Annotated in this window: 15 protein-coding genes and 2 pseudogenes; 6 read left to right on the plus strand and 11 right to left on the minus strand. The window is 27.9% G+C overall.

Annotation, left to right across the window (positions count from 1 at the left end; all coding sequences use genetic code 11):
- Positions 1 to 2 precede the first annotated feature (2 nt).
- From motA to CQA76_RS02945, 3 genes are all read right to left on the minus strand, one after another.
- Complete coding sequence (motA, locus tag CQA76_RS02935; RefSeq protein ID WP_137621959.1) at positions 3 to 779, minus strand: flagellar motor stator protein MotA; 777 nt, start codon at positions 777 to 779, stop codon at positions 3 to 5.
- A 15-nt stretch (positions 780 to 794) separates the two neighbouring features.
- A complete protein-coding gene (gene polA / locus CQA76_RS02940; RefSeq protein ID WP_137621960.1) occupies positions 795 to 3,434 on the minus strand; it encodes a DNA polymerase I in 2,640 nt (879 codons plus the stop codon).
- A gap of 71 nt (positions 3,435 to 3,505) precedes the next feature.
- Positions 3,506 to 3,949, minus strand: coding sequence for a YqaA family protein (locus CQA76_RS02945; RefSeq protein ID WP_137621961.1), 444 nt, complete (start codon positions 3,947 to 3,949; stop codon positions 3,506 to 3,508).
- 161 nt (positions 3,950 to 4,110) lie between these two features.
- On the opposite strand from CQA76_RS02945, the gene CQA76_RS08980 reads away from it, so the two are divergent.
- Positions 4,111 to 4,278 carry a hypothetical protein gene (locus CQA76_RS08980; protein ID WP_170999702.1) on the plus strand — a complete coding sequence of 56 codons (168 nt, stop codon included), beginning with the start codon at positions 4,111 to 4,113 and terminating at the stop codon, positions 4,276 to 4,278.
- An 11-nt stretch (positions 4,279 to 4,289) separates the two neighbouring features.
- Positions 4,290 to 5,885 (plus strand): disulfide bond formation protein B, encoded by a 1,596-nt coding sequence (locus CQA76_RS02950; protein WP_137621962.1) that lies wholly within the window; start codon positions 4,290 to 4,292, stop codon positions 5,883 to 5,885.
- Positions 5,886 to 6,035: 150 nt separating this feature from the next.
- On the opposite strand, the gene CQA76_RS02955 is transcribed toward CQA76_RS02950, so the two are convergent.
- The 3 genes from CQA76_RS02955 to CQA76_RS02965 are packed head-to-tail and all read right to left on the minus strand — an operon-like array spanning position 6,036 to position 10,240.
- Positions 6,036 to 6,575 (minus strand): oligosaccharide repeat unit polymerase, encoded by a 540-nt coding sequence (locus CQA76_RS02955; protein WP_137621963.1) that lies wholly within the window; start codon positions 6,573 to 6,575, stop codon positions 6,036 to 6,038.
- On the minus strand, positions 6,572 to 9,400 hold the full coding sequence (gene uvrA / locus CQA76_RS02960; protein WP_137621964.1) for an excinuclease ABC subunit UvrA: 2,829 nt from the start codon (positions 9,398 to 9,400) through the stop codon (positions 6,572 to 6,574). Before uvrA ends, CQA76_RS02955 begins: the two co-directional genes overlap by 4 nt.
- Positions 9,401 to 9,454: 54 nt before the next feature.
- Entirely contained in the window at positions 9,455 to 10,240 is a 786-nt protein-coding gene (locus CQA76_RS02965; protein WP_137621965.1) for a sulfite exporter TauE/SafE family protein, read from the minus strand.
- Positions 10,241 to 10,643: 403 nt separating this feature from the next.
- Here CQA76_RS02965 and CQA76_RS02970 point away from each other — a divergent pair, with 403 nt between their 5' ends.
- From CQA76_RS02970 to CQA76_RS09395, 4 genes and pseudogenes are all read left to right on the plus strand, one after another.
- Positions 10,644 to 11,069, plus strand: coding sequence for a chemotaxis protein CheX (locus CQA76_RS02970; RefSeq protein WP_137621966.1), 426 nt, complete (start codon positions 10,644 to 10,646; stop codon positions 11,067 to 11,069).
- Positions 11,069 to 11,380, plus strand: a complete 312-nt coding sequence (gene fliN / locus CQA76_RS02975; protein ID WP_137621967.1) for a flagellar motor switch protein FliN — start codon at positions 11,069 to 11,071, stop codon at positions 11,378 to 11,380. The genes CQA76_RS02970 and fliN overlap by 1 nt, the downstream gene beginning before the upstream one ends.
- Positions 11,380 to 11,731: pseudogene (locus CQA76_RS09390) on the plus strand (hypothetical protein); the annotation flags it as partial. The gene fliN and the pseudogene CQA76_RS09390, both read left to right, overlap by 1 nt.
- 74 nt (positions 11,732 to 11,805) lie before the next feature.
- Positions 11,806 to 12,189: pseudogene (locus CQA76_RS09395) on the plus strand (hypothetical protein); the annotation flags it as partial.
- Here CQA76_RS09395 and CQA76_RS02985 read toward each other — a convergent pair.
- The 5 genes from CQA76_RS02985 to plsY form a co-directional block, all read right to left on the minus strand.
- Positions 12,186 to 13,649: a Ppx/GppA phosphatase family protein gene (locus tag CQA76_RS02985; RefSeq protein WP_137621969.1), complete on the minus strand. Its 1,464-nt coding sequence runs from the start codon at positions 13,647 to 13,649 to the stop codon at positions 12,186 to 12,188. The pseudogene CQA76_RS09395 and the gene CQA76_RS02985 sit on opposite strands and share 4 nt — an antisense overlap.
- Positions 13,649 to 13,897, minus strand: a complete 249-nt coding sequence (locus tag CQA76_RS02990; RefSeq protein WP_137621970.1) for a YfhL family 4Fe-4S dicluster ferredoxin — start codon at positions 13,895 to 13,897, stop codon at positions 13,649 to 13,651. The genes CQA76_RS02985 and CQA76_RS02990 overlap by 1 nt, the downstream gene beginning before the upstream one ends.
- A 123-nt stretch (positions 13,898 to 14,020) precedes the next feature.
- Entirely contained in the window at positions 14,021 to 14,692 is a 672-nt protein-coding gene (gene hsrA, locus CQA76_RS02995) for a homeostatic response regulator transcription factor HsrA (RefSeq protein WP_137621971.1), read from the minus strand.
- A gap of 80 nt (positions 14,693 to 14,772) precedes the next feature.
- Complete coding sequence (locus tag CQA76_RS03000; protein ID WP_137621972.1) at positions 14,773 to 15,090, minus strand: dihydroneopterin aldolase; 318 nt, start codon at positions 15,088 to 15,090, stop codon at positions 14,773 to 14,775.
- On the minus strand, positions 15,075 to 15,686 hold the full coding sequence (gene plsY / locus CQA76_RS03005; protein WP_137622049.1) for a glycerol-3-phosphate 1-O-acyltransferase PlsY: 612 nt from the start codon (positions 15,684 to 15,686) through the stop codon (positions 15,075 to 15,077). The genes CQA76_RS03000 and plsY overlap by 16 nt, the downstream gene beginning before the upstream one ends.
- Between the last annotated feature and the right edge of the window lie 191 nt (positions 15,687 to 15,877).

Below are 15,877 nucleotides of genomic sequence, written 5' to 3' on the forward strand. Positions count from 1 at the left end.
TTTTAACCTTTATCAAATTGTGAAATTCTAGGATCATCATGACTTAAGAAATTAAAGAGTTTGGCTTCTAAATCTCTAGGATTAGCTCCTTCTGCTATCCCTTTAATGGCTTCTGTAATGACAATTTGTTCCTTAACTAAATCCATACCATTAGCTTTCATTTTTCTACCCCAAGGAGCATATAAAGCATAAGCTCCAAAGATTCCTGTAACTGTAGCTGTAAATGCACCCGAAATACCTGCTGCCATTGCTTGAGGATTATCCAAAAGCTTAAGAGCTAAAATAAGACCAAAAACCGCACCAACTAGTCCCATAGTAGGGCAAGTTTCTCCAAAGACTATCCAATATTCCGCACATTCTTTATAATGTTCTTCTAATTGCTCTGTTTGAATCTCCATACTTTCATGAATTTCTTCAAAACTTTTTCCATCAACTAGCATCATCATAGCATTTTTCAAGAATTCATTTTCTATTTCATTAGTTTTTGATTCAAGTGCCAAGAGTCCATCTCTACGAGCTATGATTGCAAATTCAACAAGCTCAGCTATTCTTGCTGGCAAATTTACACCAGAGCCTTTAAAAACAACTTTTAATTCTTTGTAAGCCGCTTTCACAATCTTCTTATGCGTTCCGGTCATTGCGCAACATGCCGCTGTTGGCATAACGATGAGAAATGAAGAAAGGTGGATAACGTGCAGAGGATTTCCTCCTTCTATTATATCCCCAACGGAAATACTAGTAATTGCAAGAACCATCCCTAGTATGGTTGAAAGATCCATTTAATTCTCCTTTATTTATTTCAAATCACCCCATTTTTTGGCGATACTCGAATTTATTTGTAATTTTACCTTTAATTTTACTATATTTTCCATAATATCACTAGTTTTTTTGACAAAATTTTCACATAAATTATCTTTAACTTCAAAAATTAGTTCATCATGAATTTGCAAAATGAGTTTTTTATCCTCATTTAAATCCTTAGAGATTTCCATCATTGCAAGCTTTATAACATCTGCAGCAGATCCTTGCAAGATGGAATTAATACTTTCTCTCTCATACATTGCTAGCTGCATAGGTGTTGCATTTTCAAAATCAAAATAACGTTTGCGTCCTATTAGGGTTGAGATAAAACCATTTTGTTTTGCCTCTTTTTTGACTTTTTCAAAATAATTTTTAATACTAGTAAAATTTTCAAAATATTTTTCTATATAAGATTTTGCAAGATTGGTTTCAATTTTTAAATTTTTGCTTAAAGTTTTATAGCCCATTCCATAAATAAGGCCAAAATTAATGCTTTTTGCTACACTTCTTGTTTGATAGTTGTTTTCACCAAAAATCATTAAAGCTGTTTTAGCATGAATGTCTTCATTGTTTTCAAAAGCATTTAAGAGTTTTTCATCTTCGCTAAAATGCGCGAGCATTCTAAGCTCTATTTGAGAATAATCAAGGCTAATAAAACTAAAACCATCTTGAGTGATAAAACATGATTTATAATCTTTGGCATATTGTCCATGAGCTGGGATATTTTGCAAATTTGGATCTTTTGAAGAAAGACGTCCTGTGGCGGTTCCAGTTTGTAAAAAATTTGAATAAATACGTGAATTTTTATCTTTTAAAGCTAGTTTTATCAAAGGTTCGCAATAGGTAGAATAAAGTTTTGCAAGCTCTCTATAATCTAGAATTTTAGCTACAACTGGATGTTGATCAATGATTTCATTTAAAACTTTTTCATCTGTAGAATAACCCGTTTTAGTTTTTTTGCCACTAGGGAGTTTTAATTTTTCAAATAGTATATCGCCAACTTGCTTTGGTGAATTAAGATTGAATCTGTCTTCGCATAGTGTGTAAATTTCTTCACTTAAGTTTTTGATTTCGCTTTCAAATTTTTTCATTAAATTTTCAAGTGCTTGTGTATCAAGTTTAATTCCGTTTTCTTCCATCATCATAATGATTTTTATGAAATTAAATTCATGATTTTTGGCAATTTCTAATAAATTAGGATCAAGATTTTTTAAAAAATAAAGATAAAATTTTAAGGTAATGTAAGCATCTTCAGCTGCGTATTGACAAGCTTTTTCAAGTTCTACATTTGCAAAATTTTCACCTTTTTTTACGAGATTTTCAAAATGTAAAGTCTCATAGTTAAAAAGCCTCAAAGCTAAATCATCCATATTAACTTTTAATGAGGGATTAAAGAGCCAAGCTAAAATCATAGTATCTGCATAATTTTTTGGAGGATTTAAAGTAAAATTATTTTGAATGATTTGAAAATCGTATTTTAGATTGTGTCCTATCACAAAATGTCTAAAAATTAATTCTATTGCTTTTTTGGCACTTGAAAATGAAATTTGCTCTTTTACTCCTAAATAGCTATGTGTTAAAGGCACATAAAAAGCTTCATTTTCGCTAACACAAAAGCTAAATCCCACAATTTTAGCTTCTTTGGTATCAAGTCCCGTGGTTTCTGTATCAAACGCTATAATACTTTCTTGATCAAGTGAATTTAAAATTTCAAAAAGTTTATTTTCATCTAAAATTAAATTGGCTTTAAAATCTAATTTTTTATCGTAGCTTTCAGAATTGTTATGTAATTTTTTCAGCAAGGAATTAAGCTCATAATGTTTTAGAATTTCAAGCACATTCAAAAGAGGTTCACCTTCAGGAAATACAGCTTTTTCAAGTAAATTTTCAAATTTTAAATCTTCATATAAAGAAGTGAGTTTTTTACTCAAAAAAGCATTCTCTTTTCCTTCTAAAAGCAAAGAACGAGTTCTTTCATTGCGGATCAAGGTTAGATTTTCATATATACTCTCAATATTTTCAAATTCATCAAGTAGTTTTTTAGCTCCTTTAGCTCCTATACCCTTAACTCCTGGAATATTATCTGAAGTATCGCCACAAAGTGCTAAAAAATCTCTAATTTGACAAGGCTTAACACCATATTTTTCCAAACAAGCTTCTTCGTTATACTCATTTTTTGAAATAGGACTATAAATGCTTGTTTTTCCATTTTTTATAAGTTGATAAAGATCCTTATCTTGAGTGATAATACGGATAAAAATATCTTCATTTTTAAAAGTTTTCACTACAGAAGCGATGATATCATCAGCTTCATATCCTTCACAAGAAATATTCATAAACCCCATTTTTTCTATCATTTCTATGCAAACTGGAATTTGTTCTAATAATTCGGGAGGCGGAGGAGTTCTATTTTGTTTATAATTTGGATCAATATCGCTTCTAAAAGTTTTCCCTTTAGAATCTAGCGCAAAGATAATATAATCACTTTGATATTCATTTTTTAAACTATAAATAAAATTAGCAAAGCCACTAATCATTCCACTAGCTTGTCCTTGGGAATTTTTAAAACCTTTTAAAGCATAAAAAAGTCTGAAAAAAAAGCCAAAAGTATCTATAATCGTTAAAGTTTTCAAAATCTTTCTCTTAATTTTTTGGATTAAAATTTTTTATATTATGTCAATTTTTATATTAAAAACTTATGATTTTAAAAATAACTTGATAAAAAAATGATAAAAAAATAACGGCTAAATTTTCCAAGTAAAATAAAAAAGGCGCTTTTTAAGAAAGGATATTTGGCAAAACCTAATCCAAGTGCAAAAATATCACCAACCAAAGGTAAAAAAGTAAAAAAAGCAAAAAAGGCACCAAATTTAAAAAAATTTGTATCCCATTTTTCAAGTTTTTTTAAAGATTTTTTAAAATATTTTTCCAAAATATTTTTTTTACCCAAAAAAGCTAAACCATAGGTACTTAAGCTTCCTAGAGTATTGCCTATAGTAGCTATTATCAGCACAAGTGTTGGATTGAAATTGAGTTTTATAAAACCTAAGACAAAAGCTTCGCTTGCTAAAGGCAAAAGAGTGCTTGAGAGAAAGCATACTAAAAAAAGCCCTAAATAGCTTATATCACTGTATAAAAAATCAAACATTTTTTAAACCTAACTCAAATATAATGAGTATTATAATTTAAATTATTTAAATTTTTATTTTTTATGAAAATTAAAATTTTTTATATTAATAAATTTATAATTTTTATTTAATTTTGGTTTTTATATAATTTCGCTTTTATAATTTTAAAAAAGGAGCTAATATGGAATTTACCATACTTGTTTTATTGGCAGTTTCTATATTATTAATATTAATAAAACCCGAAAAAGAAAAATTAATTTTTAGTATTTTTCTTGTGGGCGCATGTTTAAATTATTTTATGTATTTAGTGGCTAGTTTCGATTCTGTTATCCCAAGCGGTAATTGGTAAGGAGTGCTATAATGAATACTTATTTAAATAAAAATGATCAATATTTTTATCTATTTATGACAACTGCAGTATTGCTTATACTTGCTGTACCGGTTGGATTTGCTAATATATATTTGGGATATTTTCACAATGAATCACCATGTACTCTTTGCTGGTTTGAGCGTATAGGAATGGTGATTATAGGTGTTTTAGGAATGCTTATTTTGCGCTATGGGCCACAGGTAAAATATATAGTTTGTGTTTTTTTATTTGCATCTTATGGAATTTATATGGGAATTCGCCATACTGCTAGCTGGTGGCAAAGAGATGTGGGCATAGGGCTTGGAGATAAACTTGTAGGGGCTCATACTTATACTTGGGCTGTTGTTGTTTATTGGTGCGTTGTAGTAGTAATGAGTTTAGCTCTTCTTTTTATACGTAAAAAAAGTTCTATGATGCAAGATTTGGCAAATGAAAAAATAGAACCAAAACCTTTAAGTCTATATTCAAAAATTGTATTTACGCTTTCTTTTATAGTGGTTTGCTCAAATGCTTTTCAAGCTTTAATCGTTAATGGAATTCCTCCATTTACTGGAAAGTCAAATCCTGATCGTTTGACTTTTGATATGTCTATTATGACAAAAACTTGGACAACTGAAGTTTGGAGTAGATTGGCTAAATTTAATCTTTTAGGTAAAAATGTTCCAGAAAGTGTATTTATCAAAGATTTAAATGAACCAAAAAATTTAATTTTTGAAAGAGATAGTTCTAAAGGTGCCTTTGAAATCAATAAGAGCATTGTATCTCTTAATCGCGGTTATGAAATTACTATTCCAGAATTAAGTCGATTTAAATCAATTAATGCTATAGCTTATAATAAAAATAGTGATGAGTTCGCTTTAATAACCAATGAAATGGCTGTAGCTTATACTAAAGATTTTAATAAATCAAGCGGTTTTGTTTTATTTGATAAAACCAATGGTAATGATATGAAGTATATAGTTGATGCAACTTTTGTTGGCGATAAATTGATTATAGGAGCTTTTAATAAAACTTTTAGTGGAACTCAAAAGGTTTCTAAAGATATAAAAATTGATCCTATGCTTGAATGGCAAGCATTTAAACAAACTAGTGGATCAATTATGCCAGCATTTTTTTCTCACAAGGAAGGGTGGTATGAGCCTTCAAGAAAATATATTTTAACCATAAGAGCTAAACAAAATTACATTCATTCCTATGCTAATGATGGTGATTTTTTATATCTTATCACGGTTCCAAATCAATTTAGTCCTAAACTTATATTATCTTATGCAAGTACAAAAGATTATCTTTTAAGCGGAGAGTCTGTTTTAAGTGTGGATAAAAATTTAAAACTTAAAAAAGATAGAAATATTAATGATTATTATATTGTTGCAACTGATATAGTTGGAGATAAAATGTTGGCTTTAAGTTTGCGTTATAGTACCATGCTTGTGATTGATTATAAAAATGCTAAAATTATAGATGCATATACAATAAATGGGCTTGAAAATCCTAAATCTATGGCTATAAAAAATGATATCATTTATATTTTAGATCGTACAAATGATCATAAAGATATTATTAAAACCTATAAAAATCCTTTATAGGTTTTTTATCTTGCCGTTAAATTTTAATGGCAAGATAATTTAATAAAAACAAAGAAAATAAAGTAGATTTTTAGCACTTTTGAAATCATTTTTTTGAATTTCAAACCTTATAAATTTGATACTTCTTTCCTTGTAAAAATAAATTTTGATTTATAGTTTTTTTAAAATTTTATACCTTTCAAAGGCATAAGCAAAACTAAGAAAATGCAAAGCAAGAAAAAGAAATAAAAAACTTTGTTGATAAAAAAATAGAAATGATAAAACCATACACAAAAACGCAAAGAAAAAGGACATTTTTACTTCTTTAAAAAGCAAAGCAAGAGAGAGTGAAAATAAAAAGTAAAAAATAAAAAATAAAGTCAAAATTGTCAAAAATAAAAATTTATTTTCTAGAAGAAAAAAAGATGCGATCAAGCTTATAATAGCGAATAAAAAATAAATTAAAATTTTATTAGAAGAAAATAAAAAATGTATTTTTATTACCATAAAAATAAAAGCAAAAGTTATATAAAGACAAGAAAAAAGCCATATAAACATACCACTGATATAAAGAAATTCGCTAGAAACTTCAGTTAAACTTTGCACTCCTTCATAAGAAAACACATAAATAAAATTAAATAAAGCGCAAAAAAATATATAACAACTTAGTTTTTTAATCTTAAAAAATACTATTTTTTGTGCTTGTGTCATTTTAATTTTTTAGTATTTTTAAGTTCTAAATCTAGATAATATCCAGTATAAGATCCTGTTTTTTTATGATCTTTAGCTACTTTTTCTACACTTCCTGTGCTGATTATTTTTCCGCCTTTTATCCCGCCTTCTGGGCCCATATCGATAATATAATCAGCATTTTTAATGACATCTAAATTATGTTCTATAACAAAAACAGAATTTTTAAGATCAACTAAATGCTGTAATACAGAAATAAGTTTATTAACATCCTCAAAATGAAGTCCAGTAGTAGGTTCATCAAGGATATAAAGTGTTTTTCCAGTATCACTTCTACTTAATTCTTTAGCTAGTTTAATTCTTTGAGCTTCTCCACCACTTAAAGTTGTAGCATTTTGTCCTAAAGTAAGATAATCAAGTCCCACTTTAACTAAAGTTTCTAATTTTTGGCGAATTTTTGGCACTGAAGTAAAAAATTCATTTGCCTCTAAAACACTCATATTTAATACTTCGCTTATATTTTTGCCTTTATATTTGATTTCTAAAGTAGCGTCACTGTAACGTTTTCCATGGCAAGTATCGCAAACCACCATAACATCAGGTAAAAAATGCATTTCTATTTTAATTTCTCCATCGCCGCTACATTTTTCACAACGCCCCCCTTTAACATTAAAAGAGAAACGCCCCGCTTTATAGCCTCGCATTTTTGCTTCTTTGGTAGCCGCAAAAAGATTTCTTATTTCATCCATAGCACCAGTATAGGTAGCAGGATTAGAACGCGGAGTTCTTCCTATAGGACTTTGATCAAGATAAATAACCTTGTCTAATTTATCAAGTCCTTCGATTTCTACACCACCAAGTTTTTTAACTTTTTTGGCACGGTTTAATTCTTCTTGAGCAAAAGGTAAAAGGGTTTGAAGTATAAGAGAACTTTTTCCTGATCCTGAAACGCCGGTAATGGCAACTAAATTTTGTAAAGGAAATTTAACGCTTAGATTTTTGATATTGTTGATATTAACATTTTTAAGATCTAGCCATTCTTTTTGTTTTCGGTTTTGAAGTTGTAAAATTTGTTTTTTGCCATTCATGTAAAGTGCGGTTTCACTTTTGCTTTTTAAAAGCTCTTTATAAGTTCCACAAAATACGACTTCTCCTCCAAATTTTCCTGCCTTTGGGCCAATATCCACTATAAAATCTGCTTCCTCTATAGTCATTTTATCATGTTCTACTATGATTAAGGTATTGCCTTTTTGTTGCAAATTTCTTAAAGTTTTAATGAGTTTTGCTGTATCTCTTTCGTGAAGCCCGATACTTGGCTCATCTAAGACATACATAACCCCACTTAATCCACTTCCAATTTGAGAAGCAATGCGAATTCTTTGTGCCTCTCCTCCGCTAATAGTTCTTGCATCGCGTCCTAAAGAGAGATAGCCAAGTCCTACATCATATAAAAAGAAAAGTCTTTCATTGATTTCTTTTAAAATAGGTTTAGCAATAAGTTTTTGTTGTTTGCTTAAATAGGAGAAATTTTTTTCATTGGAAAAAAAAGCTGTGCTATCTTCTATGCTCATATCTAAAATTTCACCCAAATCTTTTTTTGCAACACGCACAGCTAAACTTTCAGGATTTAAGCGATGTCCTTGACAATCTTTACAGATTTTTTCACTCATATATTCACCCAAATCTTTTTCATCTTTTAGCATCTCATAAGCCATTTTAACAACGCCTTCAAAAGTTCTTTTTAAGCGATTTCTTTTCCAAAAAAACTCTATAGTTTTTGCATTGCCATACAATACAAGACGTTTTTCTTCTTCACTAAGTTCTAAAAAAGGTTTTTTGATAGAAATTTCATTTTGTTCGCAAAAAGCGATTAAAAATTTATAATAATAACTTTTGTTAAAGCCATACATGATTTTTATAGCACCATTTTCTATGTTTAAATTTTCATCAATAATTTTTTTCATATCTAGGGTGTAGCGAATTCCTAATCCATCGCAAGATTGACAAGCGCCTTTTGGAGAATTAAATGAAAAGCTTAAGGGTTCTAGAGGAACAAAAGAAATTTTACAATTAAAACAAGCTGAATGCTCACTATAGTGATAGTGTTTATTGATGCCTACTTCCTCGTGATTTAAAACTTCAATTTCAATCTCCCCAAAGCTTTCTTCTAAACCTTTTTCTATATCACTTGCAAGTCGCGAGAGTAAATCTTCGCTAATTTCAAGGCGATCAATGACTAATTTTATTGTATGTTTTTTTGTTTTTGCGAGTTCTATTTCTTCATCAAGTCTAACTAAAACTCCATCAATTTGTGCTCTAACATAACCTTTATTGCGTAGATTTTCAAATAAATCAGCATAAGTTCCCTTTTTTTCCCTTACCAAAGGTGCATAAATAATAATCTTTGCTCCTTTTGGAAATTTTAAAATTTCATTGACTATATCATTAGCACTCATAGATGAAATTTCTTGACCGCATTGATGACAATGCTGAATTCCTATTCTTGCGTATAAAAGTCTTAAATAATCATAAATTTCAGTAATAGTTCCGACAGTAGAGCGAGGATTTTTGGAAGTGGTTTTTTGATCGATGGCAATGGCTGGAGTTAAGCCTTCTATTTTATCTACATCGGGTTTGCCTACCTTATCTAAAAATTGTCTTGCATAAGCACTTAAACTTTCTATGTAGCGGCGTTGTCCTTCGGCGTAAAGTGTTCCAAAAGCGAGGGTTGATTTTCCACTACCGCTAAGTCCTGTAAAAACTATAAGTTTGTTTTTTGGAATTTCAAGATTAATATTTTTTAGATTATTTTCTTTAGCACCTATAATTTTAATTTTATCATTCATATACTTTTCCTAAAATTTATACTTAAATAAATTAAAATTTTAACATAATTTTGACTAAAAGCTTATAATTGCAAGTTTTTTAAGCAAGGAGTGCGTTGTTCCAAGTATGGATAAAACATAAATGCAAAGCAAAATTTTTCTATGAGAAGAAATTTGCATTTTTTCAATGATTTTTATACCAATAAATACTCCAATCATAGAGGCAATACCAACAATAATACCTTTATGAATCACCACATGATCAATAATTCCTGAAGTAGATAGAGACAAAACTCCAGAAATAGAAGCAAAAATGACAAAAAATAAAGACAAAGAAACTACTTTCTTGCTATCATATCCTAAAAAATACGCTAAAATTGGAGCAATTAAAAGTCCTCCACCTATACCTAAAGAGATTGCGAAAATTCCAGTAAAGGCTCCAGCTATAAATAAAATGATATTTTTTTGTAAAGCACTTCTTTGACTTTTAACAGCGTTTTCTTTAATACCAAAGGCATATTTGATAAAAAAAATGCAACTAACACATAAGAATATTGCCGTAAGACTAATATCGCTTAGAAATTTTAAAAATATCCCACTAAAACTCGCCCCTAAAAGTCCACCAAGTCCTATGAATATACCATCTTTAATATTTAAATTTTTTTTCCGATAATTGATATAAGATCCAAAAACTGCAGCAAAAACCATTTGCAAGATTGAAATTCCAATTGCGTGATGAGAGCTTTCATTTAAAACAAGCATTGAAGGAACTATAACCATACCTCCACCTATGCCAAAAAGTCCTGAAGTGATGCCTGAGAATATGCCTATTAATAAATAAGGCAGATCTGAAAAATTCATATTTTTTCCTATATGGTTATTAATTTTAAGTCAAAACAATTTTATCTTATTAAGCTAAGCATTATCTTAGATTTTGAATAATTTTTTAATACTCTTAAAAAATTTATAAAATTATTTAAGATTAGAAATTATAAAAATAAAGGTATTGGAAAATATTAGTTATTGATTTTAATAAAATTTTTTAGAATTTGTTCTTATCAATAATACATTTTATAAACTATTTGTATTGCATCGGAGAAAATTTAGGTTATTTTTGATTATATAAATTAAGTACTCCATAAGAAGAATTTAGATATATTAGTTTTGAACTATTATATTGAAAAGAATTAAGTTTTTATTTTTTGATAATTGAGTTTCTGTGATTTAAAATATATTTTATAATTTTTGTTTTATAGGGGGGGGTATGTTAAAAACTCTCGAATATTCCGTTATCCATTTTTGTGAACATATTTTACAAATTCATATAAACGCGGCTCAGGATATAGAAGGTGAATTTTATGGTTCAAGTATTTCTGTGGTAGAAAAAAGTGGTCTAGAGTATAATTTTTACTTATTTTTTTCAGAAGAATTTTTAAAATTAATTTCTAAAATTTTCATCGGTGATGAAAATTTTCAAGAGGATGATTGTTGTGATCTTACTAAAGAGTGTGCTAATCAAATTATAGGATATGCAAAAAAACTACTTAATGATACCAAAGGTGGTGATGACGAATATAAACTTAGTATTCCAGAATACTTAGGTAAGGCGGATTTTTCAACTATAGTGTTAGATGAATCTCTAACTTATTGTTTTGAAAAAAATTATTTTAGAATAGGATATTGTAAATAATGAGCAATAACGATATAGGACTCGGAGAATATCATGGACTTTTGCAGTCTTATGAAGATATCTTAGATATTAGTGTAGATTTTGTAAGTGAGCTTGGAACTACAAATATGAGTGTTTCTGATCTTTTAAGATTAGAAGTGGGTTCTGTGATTGATCTTGAAAAGCCTGCTGGAGAAAGTGTGGAACTTTACATTAATAAACGCATATTTGGCAAAGGTGAAGTTATGGTTTATGAAAAAAATTTAGCAATAAGAATCAATGAAATTTTAGATTCTAAAACTGTGCTTCAATATTTTAAAAAAGAAATTTAATGAAATTTTTTTTATTGTCTATGATTGCAGTTTTACCATTATTTGCGGTTAAACTGATTGATTATAATATTTACGATAGAAATGATAGAGTAGATGTTATGTTTTCTTTTGACAATGCTTATAATGGAAAAGTTTCTCAAACAAAGAATAAAAATCTTATACTTTTAACTTTCAACGATCTAGTATTCAATAAAGACGAATTAAAAAAATTAAATTCTCGACTTGTTGATAAGATTAGTATTAGCTCTAAAAATAGTAATACCTATGTTATGCTAAAAAATAAACAAGATGTAAGTGTTAATGTAAGTTCCATTAATGATAATTTTGGAGTTAGAATTAGAGTTTTGGAGTACAATCAAGAAAATACTCTAAATTTAAATGTTTCTACTTTAACAAAAGAAAAGGAAGATTCTGATTTTTTATTAAAAAATACAAGCTCATCTAAATACGATTATACAAATTATATTTTAGTGATGCTTGTTTTAATTATTTTACTTATAGTACTTTGGTGGTTAAAGCGAACTATATTTTTTCAAAAAAATGGAATGTCCAGAGATTTTCACATGGTATTTCAGAGATTTTTGGATAAAAACAATCAATTTATGGTTTTTGAGTATGCAAATAAACGATATATTGTGATAGTAGGTAATTCTAATATTATTTTAGAAACTACAGAATTAACAGATCGAGATTATAAAATCAGTGTTACAGATGATAAAAAAGAGAAAAATTTTGATTCTTTTTTTGAGGAAAATAAAAAGCGTATTCAAAATATTATAGAACAACGTCAGAAAAATAAAAATTCTTAAGGTTTTTGATTTATCACCAAACTCAATGATGTTGGTTTAGTGATTTTTTTAATTTCTTCCTTAGGTAAATTTAGTATTTTGCTATCATTAAAGATATAAAGAGTATTATCAGAAAATATAAAATTAATATTATTTTCGTTTATACTATTTAAGATTTTAGCCAAATTTAATATAAAATTTAACCAAGAAATAATATGAGTATTCGGCAAAAGTTGTTTATAAGGCTCTAAATTATAAGGATTGACTTTTTTTCCATTGAGTTTGATAATATTTGCGATTAAGACTTTCTCTTTGTGTGAAAATCCGTAGTTCAATCCCTCTAAAACAAAATGTGCGGAATGTTCGTTAGAAAAATAGAAATTTAAATATTCTCCTATATGACATAGTTTTGCTGCAACTAATAAGTTTTGTTTATAATTTTCGTGAATTTTATGAATATCTTTCAAAGAATTAAATATTTGTATTGCAAATTTTGTAGTGTAATTATTTCTGTCTTTTTTTAAAAATCTATCTTGTAGCGATTTTAAACTAGGATTGAAATTAATGGGAAATTTACTATTTGGACGTAATAAATCTTTTAAATATACCCCTTCTCTAATGCCTACTCCACTTGTGATAATGTGTTTGGTTTTTAATTTTTGGGCGATTTTTAAAAATATAAAAATTCCTTTTTTTATGGTATCGAAACGATCTTTTTTGATGCCAAAATTCGCTAAAGAGTCTGCTTTTGCTTTAAGAATTTTTTCAATATGTTCTTTTTCTTCATCTAGATCATAATGAAAATCATGTAAATTTCTTAAAGGATAAGAATTTTTTTGCATGATAGAATTTGAAATAGCTCTGAGACTTCCACCTATTGCAATAAGATTATGGTTGCAAAATTCATTTGGGATTTGATTTAAAATTGGATCAATAAATTCATCCAAAGAGTCTGTTTTTCCTTTATCATAAAATAATTCTTTTAATCTGACTGTTCCTATATCCAAGGAAATACAAGAAACGATTTTATTGTTTTTAATTAAGCAAAGCTCACTTGATCCCCCTCCTATATCAAGAGTAGTAGCATTCTTAAATGGGCTTAAAAGATTTAAAGCAGCCAAACCGCCTAAATAACTTTCTTCTTTTCCATCAATACAACGAATATTTAAGTTTAATTTTTTTTTAATTCTTTTTATAAATTCTTTCGAATTTGGAGCATCTCTTAAAGCTGAAGTTCCTATAATAAACATTTTTTTACATTTATGTTTTAATGAGCATTCTTTAAAAAATTTTAAAGCATCCTCTGCTTTTTGCATAGCTTCTTCTTGGAGAATCTTACCATTATTGTAGGAATTTTCGCCCAATCTTACTTTACGTTTGTATTCACAGGTTGTGTAAAAACCATATCTGGAAGTTTTTTCGAAAATTACCATTCTAATAGAATTTGAGCCTAAATCAACAACAGCAGTTTTCTTAGCCATTATAAATCTTTATTGCGACGGTTTTTTAATTTTAGTTCTTCTATACTCTCGATATTATCAGGATCTGGAATAATACATTCATAGGGACAGGCTACTATACAAGCGGGTTCTGAAAAGTCATTTACACACTCAGAACAAAGATCCGCATCAATAACATAAATAGGATTATATTCGTAAATAGCTTCATCTGGGCACTCTTCTCTGCAGGCATCACAACATACACAATCTTTTGTAATTAAAAGAGCCATTATAACCTTTCATAAACTATAAAATATTTTTTTAGTTTATACAATAATCAAACTTAAATACAATATAAAAAATTAAATATAATGAAATAAAAGACAAATTTTGCACTTTTGGTGCAAAATTAGTTAAGATTTTTTAGGAAAGCAAAAGCGATATCCTCTGCGACGAACTGTTTCTATTGTAGAAATATTTAAAGGTTTATCCATTTTTTGACGAATTTGATTGATGGCTACTTCAATAACATTTGGAGTTACAAGTTCAGGTTCTTCCCAAATGGCGTCTAAAAGTTGTTCTTTAGAAACTATTTGATCCGAGTGTCTAGCTAAATGCGTTAAAACTTCAAAAGGTTTTCCTTTTAGTTCTATATCTTGATCTTTATAAGTAATTTTTTCTTCATCAGGATCAATAACCAAATCTTCAATTTTGATAACATTTGTTCCACCAAGTCTCAACCTTGTTTCAATCCTTGCTAATAAGATATCAAAATCTAAAGGTTTTTTGATAAAATCATCTGCGCCTGCTTTAAGAGCTTTGATTTCTGTATCTTTATCCGTTTTTGAAGACATGATAACTATTGAAGTTCTAGGAGATTTCTGTTTTACAATATTAATAAGTTCTACACCATCGCCATCCGATAAATTCCAGCTTGCTAATACTAAATCATAGTGTCTAATACCAATAAAATACTCACCATCTTTAAAATTTTCTGATGAATCTGTTTGATAACCAAATTCGTTAAGATTATCAATAATAGATTTATTAAGACTAATCTCATCCTCTATAACTAAAATTCTCATTGTTTTATCCTTCTTAGTAAGAAAATTTTAAAGAATTATAGCATAGTTTAAGTAAATGTTTAGATATCTTTAAAAAAAAATTAATATCTTTTTTTTAATTTTACTCCAACTTTAGCATTTTTTATTATTTTGGGTTTAAAAGTTGCAATTTTTATATAGTAAATTTGTGGAAATTTAGTATGCAATTTAGCACAGATAAAGTCTAAAGATTCTTCTATAGTAAAGAATTTTTTTTTCTTGTAATATTTTTTTATTTTTTTAGAAACTTTAGCATAATCTAAAAAATCATCAGCCTTTGCTTTAAATTTAACGCAAACCTTTTGCTTTTTTTTACGTTCGAAATTTAAAACCCCAATAATACATTTAAAATGTATTTTTATATTTATATAACTTTGCATTCTTCTTTAAAGATTAGTCGTTTGATATTTGGAATATGTTTATATAATATAATGAAAGCTATGATAAATATAGGAGCATGAGTATTTATTACTTCCATATTGTAATTAAAAATGAAAGAACTAATAATAAAAGTCAATAAAGCCAATAATGATGCTAAAGAGGAAATTTTAAAAATTTTTCCTACAATAATCCAAATAATAAAAGCTGTCATTACTTCCAAGGGTAAAAGAACCATCATAGCACCAGCACCAGTAGCCACACCTTTTCCACCTTCAAAAAATAAATAAATTGAGTAGCAATGTCCAAATACAGCCAAAACAGCAACACTCCAAAGTAAATTTAAATCATAATTTAAAAATTTTAATATTAGTAGAGGCAGTGCGGCTTTCATAAAATCTAAAACTATAGTTATAATAGCAAGTTTTTTTGCTAATACAGGATTACTTTGTTTTACCACCCTTAAGACGTTGGTTGCACCTATGCTTTTTGATCCTTGATTTTGAATATTCACTTTTGCAAATGTTTTTGCTAGGATTAAGCCAAAGGGAATAGAACCTAAAAGATAGGCTGTAGCATAAATAATTAAATTTTCTATCAATTTTAAACCTTTTGTAATGTTAATATTATTTGACTTGAAATATTATAGAAAAAAAATACAAATATATAGATTAAAAATACGATTTATTTTTTAATGCCAAATAAAAATAAAAAGGATTCAATTTTTGTTTAAATTTTTTTATCTTAGCTTTGTTATAATTTCTACTGTGATGCTAAATTTTATTAAGA

The sequence above is a fragment of the Campylobacter aviculae genome (assembly GCF_005406215.1).
GTDB classification, from domain to species: Bacteria; Campylobacterota; Campylobacteria; order Campylobacterales; family Campylobacteraceae; genus Campylobacter_D; species Campylobacter_D aviculae.